This is a genomic window from Vibrio sp. 2132-1 (assembly GCF_033344315.1).
Genome location: NZ_JAWPON010000465.1, coordinates 1 through 633, shown reverse-complemented (window position 1 = coordinate 633; position 633 = coordinate 1). Strand labels below are relative to the sequence as shown.

Here is a 633-nt window from a genome sequence, read left to right as displayed (position 1 = left end):
GTGCCTGAGTTGAATGGTGTCAATCGTCAAAGCTTAATTGATGGCTCATTAGAAATTGAGTTAGATAAAAGCCAAGGTCTCAATGCGGTGTTTGCTCAATTAACGGAACATGGCGTGAAAGTGCTGTCGATGCGCAATAAAGCCAACCGATTAGAAGAACTGTTTGTCAGCATTGTCAGAGAGGGGAGCAAGTAAATGTACCAACTGTATTGGACGGCATTTCGTAGTTTGCTGGGTAAAGAGGTGACGCGCTTCTCGCGTATTTGGGTACAAACTTTGGTGCCTCCAGCGATTACGATGACGCTGTACTTCATCATCTTCGGTAATCTGATCGGTTCTCGAATTGGTGAAATGAGCGGATTTAGCTACATGGAATACATCGTGCCGGGTTTGATCATGATGTCGGTGATCACCAACTCATATTCAAATGTCGCGTCTTCATTCTTTAGTGCAAAACTGCAAAAGAACATCGAAGAGTTGTTGGTTGCACCTGTGCCAAACTACGTCATCATCGCAGGTTATGTCATGGGTGGTGTACCCCGGGGCTTGCTGGTTGTTGCTATTGTGACGTGCGTGTCGCTGCTGTTTGTGGATCTACATGTTGAGCACTGGGGCATTATTGTGGCGACGGTA

The 633-nt window shown here is 46.1% G+C and carries 1 protein-coding gene and 1 pseudogene; both read left to right on the top strand.

From position 1 onward, the window contains the following. Positions 1-195, top strand: a pseudogene (locus R8N47_RS26075) (ABC transporter ATP-binding protein); the annotation flags it as partial. Next, a partial coding sequence (locus R8N47_RS26070; RefSeq protein ID WP_318186213.1) for an ABC transporter permease occupies positions 196-633 on the top strand: 438 nt, incomplete at its 3' end.